Below are 9,803 nucleotides of genomic sequence, written 5' to 3'. Positions count from 1 at the left end.
TTCTTCGCCACCGCGGAAGTATCCACGGTGTCCGTCATGACAGTCATCAGGTGCGTCTCCTTGATCAGGAGTTACACCGTTGTTCTTACAGTCCCTGCTGGCCAGCCCAGGCAGGCAAGGTCGCGTCCGCTGGCAACCTGCCGAGCCGCTGTGACCGGGCCGTTGTTGAACGTCGCCAGGAGGTTCGCAACCGGCGCCGGAAGCTGATCCTCAGTGTTGTATCGGCGAGACGGTCACCTGACTGAAGTCCTGAAGCTCGATACCTAGTGCGGATGCCAGCGACAGCATGGTGAAGAAGCCGGGTTCTACTACGCGGCCGGATTCAATCTTGCGAAGCGTTGATACCGCGACCTGGGCCTGTGTGGCGAGTTGCTCTTGGGTCATTCCGCGGTCGGTGCGCAGCGCGCGGAGCCGGGCGGCGAGCTGCTGAGCCTGCTCGCGAAACCGGCTTTCTTCACGTCGAGTGCGCCCCGCTGGCACGCCCGCAAGCCTAGTGGTAAATTTTGACCGGTCAAAATTTATCACAAAAGTCTTCTTGTGGCCGATGCGTTGAGGCAGTGGAGGTTGTCCGGTGGCAACGCGAACCGCGATCGAGTGGACCGAGGTCACCTGGAATCCCACGACCGGCTGCGATCGCATATCCGACGGCTGCGACAACTGCTACGCCCTCACCCTGGCCAAACGTCTCAAGGCGATGGGCGCCGCGAAGTATCAACAGGACGGTGACCCACGTACCTCAGGTCCCGGCTTCGGGCTCGCGGTTCATCACGAAGCTTTGCAGCAGCCCTATAAGTGGCGTAGCCCCAGCGTGGTGTTCGTGAACTCGATGAGTGATCTCTTCCATGCCCGCATTCCGCTGGACTTCGTGCGGGACGTCTTCGCGATCATCGCCGATACCCCACAGCACACCTATCAGGTCCTCACCAAGCGGTCGGCCCGGCTGCGAAAGATCGCCGATCAACTCGACTGGCCGGCGAACCTTTGGATGGGCGTCTCGGTCGAGGATGACTCGGTTCTCACCCGGATCGACGACCTCCGCGAGGTACCCGCCGCAGTCCGCTTCGTCTCCTGCGAGCCGTTGCTCGGCCCGCTGGAGGAGATTGACCTCACCGGCCTGCACTGGGTCATCGCAGGCGGCGAGTCCGGGCCCCGGCATCGTCCTATTGATCCGGCATGGGTGACGGGGCTACGGGACCGGTGCGTCGAGGCGCAGGTGCCGTTCTTCTTCAAACAGTGGGGCGGCCGGACTCCGAAGCAAGGTGGGCGCCTGCTCGATGGGCAGCGCTGGGATCAGATGCCGACCGCTACGGCCGTGTAGGTGCGATGAACGTCTCTGGGCGCGCTACTCGCCAATCACGAACATGTCTTTTGCGTTCGACGACGCGGATCTGACGCGATCGCTCCAGGTCGTCGATCGCCTGCCGGACCGTGGGTTCGGTGGCGACACCGTAGGCCTCTCCGAAGATCTCCCAGGGCTGATCGACCAGTCGAAAGACAGGCCTCTTTGCGACGAGGCTACGCAGATTGGCGGCGACGGCGCCTCGGGCTTGTCGCTGTTCGGCGTCGATCTGGCCCTCGACGGCATCGCCGAAGCTGAACAGCGTGGTGGTGACATCGTCTTCCGCGGGCCCTAACGCACGCATCCACTCCTGCCGTGCCTGTGCCAGCGCGGTAGCGAAGACCCATACGCCGTGGCTGCGCCGGGTCAAGAACACCAGGTGGTAGACCGGCTGATGGTGGACGCGACGCCGGACCGGAATCGTCATGGGGTACATGCCGCCCGCCACGCCCAGCCGTCGCGCGTACTCCTCTACGACAGCGAATGCAGCCCGCTCGAAGCCGCCGGCGGAGGATGACGCCTGCGCAGCCAAGGCAACCTCTCGCCACCATGGCCCACCACAGGTGCGGTCCATCACGGGAAGGGCGTCATGATCCAGCAGTCCTGCTTTGAGTGCTCCCGATGCTCGCCTCGTCAGGTCCGCGCTGAAGTTGAGCAGTACCTCCGTTGCCGGCCAGAGGGGTCTACGGGGGCCGCTCACCACTGCCGCCAGGGCGTCGTAGGGGAGATTTGCGCCGCATGGATCGAGGAAGAGAAACAGCGGTACGCCCGACGCCCGTTCAATGATCAACGGCAGGTGCTGCAGTACGTCGTCGGGCAATGTCTCGGCCCGCACCCCTCTAGCGCGGTACTCCATCGCCACTGCGGCAAGCTGCTTGAAGTCTGCCGGCTTCTTCTCCACCAGGATCGGCTCGATAGCGGCTCTGGAAGCGCGCTCCGCCGTTCTCAGCATCAGCTCCGCCGAGCCGGGCTGGCCATCTGGATAGCGGCCTCGGCCGGCGAATCCGTCGACGACGACTACACGTCGCCCCTCCACCTTGGATCCGGTCATCTCGGCGAAGGGCAATACATAGTCTTCGAGAAGCTTGTGCTTGAAGACGGACTGAGTGCGTTGCTGATCCAGTAGTCCTGACGAAGTCCCCTTGGCCACGGCACCCTCCCGTAGCTGAGTGTATCCATCCATATCCATGGAGTCACTGTCAGCGTGCGCGGAGTTGTTGCGTATCTCTGCGCCTGGGTTGACGCAAGGGCGCGTATCAAGGGAGTGGTCGGCCTAGAACATTTGTTCTACGACCGGTACGCTCGGCAAAAGGGGGATGACGATGGGTGACCGTAGTGCCATCGAGTGGACTGAAGCGACATGGAATCCGACAACCGGATGTGATCGGGTCTCCGCGGGCTGCGACAACTGCTACGCCATGGCCCTGTCAAAGCGCCTGCAGATGATGGGACAGCCGCGGTACCAACGCGATGGTGACCCGCGCACCAGTGGTCCCGGGTTCGGCCTGACACTGCATCCCGATTCGTTGACCTTGCCGCTGACCTGGCGGCGACCACGACGGGTCTTCGTGAACTCGATGAGCGACTTGTTCCACGCCCGCGTGCCGGTGCCGTTCATCCAGCAGGTCTTCGAGGTCATGGCAGCGACCCCGCAACACAGCTATCAGGTGCTGACCAAGCGAGCTCGCCGCCTTCGGCGACTGGCCGGGACGCTGCAGTGGCCATCGAACGTGTGGATGGGTGTGTCGGTGGAGGGTCAGCAGGTCGTGGATCGCATCAACGACCTGCGAGAGGTGCCAGCGGCAGTGCGGTTCCTCTCGTGCGAGCCGCTGCTCGAACCGTTGCCGGCGTTGGACCTGGAGGGCATCGGCTGGGTTATCGCCGGCGGTGAAAGCGGCCCGAATGCGCGGCCGATGGAGCCGTCCTGGGCCGAGGACCTGAGGGATCAGTGCGTGGAGGCAGGTGTGGCCTTCTTCTTCAAGCAGTGGGGTGGACGCACGCCGAAGTCCGGTGGGCGTGAACTCGACGGACGTACCTGGGACCAGATGCCCGCCGTCTCTACCGCTGCAGCCTAGGGAAAGACACCGTCACTCCCTCGGCGAACTGGCGTTTGCCGGGCGGCCGGTGCACCTCGATCGCTTTGTCTCTTTCAAGCCGGGCCAACACCGGTCGCACATGTGGGCGCCGATACGGAGTGTGGACCAGTGTGTGCTCGATGATCGACTCGACGACGAGATGACGTTGGCCTGCGAAGTTCCGCAGCAGCTCATCCTTCAACGGCGTGAGATCCGGCTCGAGCTCGAACAGAACCTGCTCGCCTGCAAGGCGGTCGGAGAACATGTTTCCCCCGCCGGGGTCGATCTTCCACATGGCGTCTTTCATCAACTCGACGCCCTTGAGGTGGCGGGTTCCGTGGATCAGGTAGTAGCCGATATTGCCCGTTTTGTTGACCATCGCGAAGGACTGAACGTACGGGAAGCCCGCTTTCCTCTGCAGCTGTCGCTCGTAGACATTCTTGAGGTGCTCGACCCGGGAGACCGTGCCGTCGAAGTCGCGCATCACCTCGTCGACACCGAGCCCGAAGAGCCCACTGATCGCCTTCTCCTGGCCCTCGCGTTCGATGAACCGTTGTACGTGACCGACCATGAAGTTGATGAACACCTCGCTGCGCCCGTAGTTCAGCAACTCGGCCAGCAGATCCATGGGCAACCCGCTGTAGCCGAACGGGTCGACGAAGACGAAAGACGGCGCCATCTTCCGCTTCTGCTCGCGCAGGTGACCGATCATGGCTGTGGCCTGCACATCGAAGACCTCGTTGACCACCACGGTCTTGACGTTCTTGGGCCACGGCGTCTTCGCGGCTTTGAAGGCGGCGATCTCCTGCTCCAGCGACTCAGCGTTGTCCTTGTTCGCTTCGACCAGGTAGAAGACGAACTCCTTGCCCTGCATCCTCGGGAAGAAGCGATGCTCGACCAAGCGTCGTAGTGCGACCAACGGTGAACCCTCGGCGTCGTCGTTGTATCGGCCGCGGCCGGCGAAGCCGTCGAAGAACAACACGCGACCGTTCCAACTCGACAGGATCGGAAACCAGCCGTCGAGGTACGAAGCAAGCATGTCGTGCTTGGCCTTGGTATGAGGCGGGCAGTCCCACTTCGAAGGATCTGCGTCGCTCTTGCCCATACCGCCTCCATCCACCATGGCCAACGCGCTAACGCTCCGCAGTGATGATGCCACTGAAAGGAGTCGTCGGGATAGCGTGAGAAGCAAGCCCGTTCATCGCCCTATGGCGGTGAGTTGACGGACCTGCAGCGCAGGAGACCCGAGCTGGCCGGGTTGATCTGCGGCTGTGGTGATCGCCTATCCCCAGTGCCGGTGCCGGTATACCCGGACTTCGTGTACGGGTATCTCGGACGCGTGCAGTGGACGGTCGACGACGGGGCGGATCGTGTAGGGGGTGATCCGGTCGGCTTCGTGTTCCTCGGCGAAACGTTCGGCCTGCCTGGTTTCGCCGGCGAGGTCGAGGGCTTTGATGAGTTGCACGACGAGAACGTCGAGGCGGTGGTTCTCCGCTTCGGCGGCGTTGAGACGTTCGTGGGTGGCGACGGCGCGGTGGCCGCACCATTGCCGTAAGAGTTCGTGTTCGGCGCGAACGTGCTCGCGGTACCAGCGGTACTCCCATTCCGGGCTGGTCTGCTCGCCTTTGCGGAAGGGGTGCGGCCCACCGTGTTTGCACTTGTGCCGGGCTTCTTCCTCCCCCTCGTTCACGTGCTCCAGGATGGTGTCCGGGTGGGCGCGGCAGGCAGCCTCGGCGATCATCAGGCTGCCGGCGGGCGAGACCATCATCGCGTCGTCGGTAGTGAACCACTGGGCTCCCGCGAGCACCTCGTCGACAGGCACCCGCAGGATCTCGGCCAGCTTCGCGCGGTCCTTGACGATCGTGGCGTTCTCGACCGGCCGCCAGTCGAGTTCGGCGACCTCGTCAGGGATGAGGGCGGTGTAGACGGTGCCGACTGCGCGGTCTTCGGCAGAGTCGAGCTCGACATCTGCGATGCGCTCCCAGTCCGCCTGCTGAGCGTCGTAGGCCTCGACATCCGACCACCGCGCTTTCAGCCGGGTCGACGGCACGGTCGCCACACGGTGGCCGTCGTCGAGGAACTCCACCTCGATGCTCGCGGAGGCCTTCTTCGGCGTGACGGCCTTGATCCGCACGCGTTCCGACGGTGCCGTGTCTCTAAGCCGATACGCCCACTCGTCACCGACGACGTACCGCGATGCATCGAACGCCACCTGAACCGCCCCTTCCGGACGCCGGCCCGCCACGAGATCAGGGATGCGACCCGCGCTGCACCACTCTGGCATCGACCGATGAACTACGGCTACCGGACGAGGAGGGTCTATGCCGGAGGGGGAGGCCGTCGGTATAACTGGCCGATGGTGGACATCGCCGCACCGTTGAAGCCGTACCAGGTCGAGGTGCTGCGCTGGGTGGAGGCCGGGTGTCCCGATGCGGATATGCCCGGCGATGGCGCGAAACAGACGGCAAGGGCCTTGCAGGGCCGCCGCCTGGTCGCCGTGTCACGGCGGGGCGGCCGGTGGTCCGCGACGTTGACTGAGCGTGGCCGCTACTACCTCGACAACGGCCGCTACCCGGACGTGCCCGGCACGGCGACCACGCCTTCCGCCGGCCTGCCGGGCGCCTCGCCCCTGCAGACGGCCTCTACCGGAAAGAGCCGTCAGCCGGCGGCGACGCCGGCAGTAGTTCGAGAAGCGGCCGCGCTGATCGAGAAGCTCCAGAACTGCGGCGGCACCCTGGTCGTGCCGGACCCGGACCCCGACACCCGCGCGAGCTACCGGCGAGCCATCCACGCCGCCAAGCAACACAACCTCGTACCGGACGGCCACGACCTGCGGCACACCGGCCGCAACACCGGCGACCTCGTCATCCGCCTGTACTCGGCAGCGCAGCCCTACGACACCGACTGGAACCGGCTACGGCTCAACCAAGGCGAAACCCGCGCCACGCCACCGGCCGACTACGGCGCTCTCGAACAGGACCCCACCAATCTGCGGGTGACACCCGAATCCATCCCCCGGGTGATCGGCCTGCTCCACGCCCTCGACAGTGCCGGGGCCGACCGGAAGTGCCGCGTCGGGGTCAACCTCACCACGAAACACCCGAAACCGTACGTCAAATTCGGCAGCGCCCGGCGGTCCCTCGACATCGTCGAGGAGCACGACCAGGTACCCCACGTGCTGACCGTCGGCGAACAGCGGACCAAACGACTGCGGCCCTGGGCGCCGATTCCGGAGTTCGACAGGGTCGCCACCGGACGCCTTCGCCTCGACGTCGCCAACGGCTCCTACACCGACCAGCGCCTCACCTGGCACGACACCACGACCAAGACCCTGGAACAGCAAGCCGGCCGCATCATCGCCGACATCATCAAGGCCATCGAGAAACAGAACCGGATCCTCGCCGCCTTCCGCCAACGGGAGCAGGAACGGCAGGCCGCAGCAAGGCTCGCCCAACAACAGGCAGCCGAGGAACGCCGCCGCCGCGAGATCGAAACCCAGGCCCAATGGGAGCACGCCCTCACGAAAGCCCGTCGCCTCGCCGTCGAGGAGCACCGCAGGAAGACCTTCACCACCGCCTTGGAGCAGTGGCGGACCGCCGCGGAGATGCGAGCATTCTGCGACGCCCTCGAACATTCCACCGCCACGGACCAGGCGGCCGGCGACGGCGAGCTCACCTCATGGCTGACCTGGGCACGCGCTCATGCCGACAAGATCGACCCCACCATCGGCACACCGACGCTCGCGAGCATCGACTTCACCATCAGGCCTGGCCCGGAAGGCCTGCGTCCGCACCTCAACGGATGGAGCCCGTACCGCCCCGCGAAGGAATAGCAGTGCGACAGGCACGGCGGGACAGCACACGGCGGTTTTTGTCAGAGGGTCCTCCTACCCTGTGCTCGAAGACTGAGGGGGAGCACGTGACGACGACCGATACCGAGCGGCGCAACTGGACCACCCCGGGCACGCAGGACGCGGCCCAGAACACCTACACGTCGGTCAAGGCTGCCTTAGACCGGTCCGCTGCCCTGCGCGACCTTCGATGGGAAGTCTTCCTGCAGGGGTCGTATGCAAACGCGACCAACACCCGGGGCGACTCCGACGTCGACGTGATCGTGATGCTCACCTCCACCATGTACCCCGACATCAGCCGCCTGCCGCCAGCCGATCGGGACCGCGAACTACGGGACCGAGGAGCCGGAACAACGAGCGCAAGCCGCTTCCGAACCCTGGTCCACCAGGCGTTGGTCGACTACTACGGCACCCGCCGGGTGCATCCGAAGAACAAGTGCCTGCGCGTCGATAAGACCGCCGGGTACGTCGACGCCGACGTGGTTCCGACGCTTCAGCACCGGCTCTACACCTCGTACCCGGCGTACGGGCAGCCCACCTGGATCGAAGGCGTCGCCATCGACCCGCTGCACGGTTCCCGGATCGTGAACTACCCGAAGGAACACATCAAGAACGGCCGGGACAAGAACAAGCGCTGCTCCGAGCGGTATAAGCCGACCGTCCGCCAGATCAAGAACCTCCGCAAGCGGGCGGTCGCCACCGGCCTGCTCACCGACGGGATCGCCCCCGGCTACCTGCTGGAGTGCATGACCTACAACGTCCCGGACAGCTACTTCCTCACCGACGACTCCGCCCGGCTCTCCGCCGTCCTCGCCTGGCTGAACAACCAGTCGGTCGCCACCCTGACCAGCACCTTCACATCAGGAGACGAGGTCCACCGGCTGTTCGTCGACGACCCCGGACACCACAGCGCCGCTACCGCCTCCCAAATCCTCGCGGCGCTCGGGCGGACCCTCTAACCGTGCACCTCTACAGCAGCACCGACAGCCGGATCTCCGCCTACGGCGTCATCGCCGTGATCGCGGTCCTGACCGCGATCGCCGCGGACACCATCAGCGACGCCCTCAACATCGGGCCTGGCTGGCTCTTCAGCGCGCCCACTGTCGCCGCGGTGTACGGCCTGCTCTACCGGCTGATCGACGCTACCGCGTGGCGCTGGGTCTGGCTCCATCGGCTCGGCTTCATCAAGACTCCGATCGTCGAGGGAATCTACGAAGGGCAACTTGTCTCCTCGTACAACAACACGAGACTGCCCATCAAGATCTGTATCGACCAGAGCTGGACCAACATCGCCATCCGCTTCGAGGTCCTCGGCACCCGAACATCCAGCTCCTACTCCATCGCCGCGAACCTCAGCACCGAAGGACACCAGCACGCACGACTCACCTACACCTACCGCAACGCCGTTCAGCCCGGCATCGCCGACCCCGACATGACCGACCAGGAAGGCACCGCCGAAGTAGTGATTGACACCGCCAGCGGCGACGTGCGGGGCCGCTACTTCAACTCCCGCGGACGTAAAGGCACACTGACGCTCAACCGGCAGTAGTGAAGCCCCTTCTCTACAAATCAGATGGTGCTAGTGGCGATCGCTGTCCCCGCGGTGGTGATCGGATGTCGAGCACCGTTTCAGTACCAACCGGTTTACATCGGCACAGCGCGCCGGCGGCGGGCAGCCCCGTCTAAGGTTGGTTGGTTGACTCTCCCGTGCGGTGATTGCATATCGCCCCAGCCGACGCGATGTCGCTGTACGCCGAGCCAGGGCAAGGACCTCGTTGCTGGTCGGCCACAACGTGGCCCGTGCACGCAGGGTAACGGTGTTGCGTGGTGATCCGGTGGTGATCGGATGTCGTCGACCGTTCCAGCACGGCCGCGGCTAAATCAGCACGCTCGAAAGGCGGCGATCCATTCACGAGAAGTCTGTGCCACGCACTCGGCTCCGACCAGCGGAAACGCAAAGGCCCTCTGAGCTGGTAGATTGTCTTCGGTACGGTCTTGAGCCCGAGGGGTAGCAGAGCACACTCGCGACCACTAGTCAGCTGACTACGGATCAGAAGGTTAGGGGTTCGAGTCCCTTCGGGCGCACTTCTCGAAAAGGTCGTGACCTGCGGAAACGTGGGTCACGGCCTTTATTGTTCCCCACTTTTCGGCTCGCAGATCCCGTTATTTGTGGCGTGGTGATCCGGTGGTGATCGGTTGTTTTTGACCGGTCGATCCGTCGTGGTGCTGACCAGTGCTTATGCGTCCGAATCGGTGATCGTCGTGGTGTTCGTGGGTGCCTTTTGGTGCGCCCATGCGAGTGGTTAAGCGGTGAGGTTCTACCATCAGGCGGTGATCGTCACGTCGTGGCGAAGGCTGGCGTCGATGTTGCGGTGCAGAGTGAGCTCGACGATTCGGTCGTCGTCGGGCCGGTAGGGTCGGGCCAGATTCGGCATGCCCAGCATCGGGACTGTGCATTGCTCCTCTGTCAACCCGTTGGCTGGTTGGCGTCGGCGCGGAGGGCTTGGTAGACGGCATCGGAAAGGCGGCGTTTAAGGAT

Annotated in this window: 9 protein-coding genes; 5 read left to right on the top strand and 4 right to left on the bottom strand. The window is 64.5% G+C overall.

Annotation, left to right across the window (positions count from 1 at the left end; all coding sequences use genetic code 11):
* Positions 1-210 precede the first annotated feature (210 nt).
* A complete protein-coding gene (locus tag AB0G04_RS43890) occupies positions 211-609 on the bottom strand; it encodes a helix-turn-helix transcriptional regulator (protein WP_360996611.1) in 399 nt (132 codons plus the stop codon).
* Between AB0G04_RS43890 and AB0G04_RS43885 the strand changes: the two genes are divergently transcribed.
* Positions 572-1,318, top strand: coding sequence for a phage Gp37/Gp68 family protein (locus AB0G04_RS43885; protein ID WP_360996608.1), 747 nt, complete (start codon positions 572-574; stop codon positions 1,316-1,318). The genes AB0G04_RS43890 and AB0G04_RS43885 overlap by 38 nt on opposite strands.
* Here the strand turns inward: AB0G04_RS43885 and tcmP are convergent.
* On the bottom strand, positions 1,305-2,528 hold the full coding sequence (gene tcmP, locus AB0G04_RS43880) for a three-Cys-motif partner protein TcmP (RefSeq protein WP_360996605.1): 1,224 nt from the start codon (positions 2,526-2,528) through the stop codon (positions 1,305-1,307). The two genes, AB0G04_RS43885 and tcmP, sit on opposite strands and share 14 nt — an antisense overlap.
* Before the next feature lie 127 nt (positions 2,529-2,655).
* On the opposite strand from tcmP, the gene AB0G04_RS43875 reads away from it, so the two are divergent.
* Entirely contained in the window at positions 2,656-3,414 is a 759-nt protein-coding gene (locus tag AB0G04_RS43875) for a phage Gp37/Gp68 family protein (RefSeq protein WP_360996603.1), read from the top strand.
* Here the strand turns inward: AB0G04_RS43875 and AB0G04_RS43870 are convergent.
* Together AB0G04_RS43870 and AB0G04_RS43865 are read right to left on the bottom strand one after the other, a co-directional pair.
* On the bottom strand, positions 3,398-4,519 hold the full coding sequence (locus tag AB0G04_RS43870) for a three-Cys-motif partner protein TcmP (RefSeq protein ID WP_360996600.1): 1,122 nt from the start codon (positions 4,517-4,519) through the stop codon (positions 3,398-3,400). The two genes, AB0G04_RS43875 and AB0G04_RS43870, sit on opposite strands and share 17 nt — an antisense overlap.
* A gap of 177 nt (positions 4,520-4,696) precedes the next feature.
* Entirely contained in the window at positions 4,697-5,548 is an 852-nt protein-coding gene (locus AB0G04_RS43865; protein ID WP_360996597.1) for a hypothetical protein, read from the bottom strand.
* Between the two features lie 222 nt (positions 5,549-5,770).
* Here AB0G04_RS43865 and AB0G04_RS43860 point away from each other — a divergent pair, with 222 nt between their 5' ends.
* The 3 genes from AB0G04_RS43860 (at position 5,771) to AB0G04_RS43850 (ending at position 8,813) form a co-directional block, all read left to right on the top strand.
* Entirely contained in the window at positions 5,771-7,246 is a 1,476-nt protein-coding gene (locus AB0G04_RS43860) for a hypothetical protein (protein WP_360996594.1), read from the top strand.
* Between the two features lie 86 nt (positions 7,247-7,332).
* The gene (locus tag AB0G04_RS43855; RefSeq protein WP_360996591.1) at positions 7,333-8,223 is read left to right on the top strand and encodes a nucleotidyltransferase; all 891 of its coding nucleotides are present in this window, start codon (positions 7,333-7,335) and stop codon (positions 8,221-8,223) included.
* A gap of 2 nt (positions 8,224-8,225) precedes the next feature.
* Complete coding sequence (locus AB0G04_RS43850) at positions 8,226-8,813, top strand: hypothetical protein (RefSeq protein ID WP_360996588.1); 588 nt, start codon at positions 8,226-8,228, stop codon at positions 8,811-8,813.
* Positions 8,814-9,803 lie beyond the last annotated feature (990 nt).

The sequence above is a fragment of the Actinoplanes sp. NPDC023801 genome, from assembly GCF_040639655.1.
Classification (GTDB): Bacteria; Actinomycetota; Actinomycetes; order Mycobacteriales; family Micromonosporaceae; genus Actinoplanes.
The sequence above is the reverse complement of the archived record's forward strand: the minus strand, read 5'-3'. Positions and strand labels throughout refer to the sequence as shown.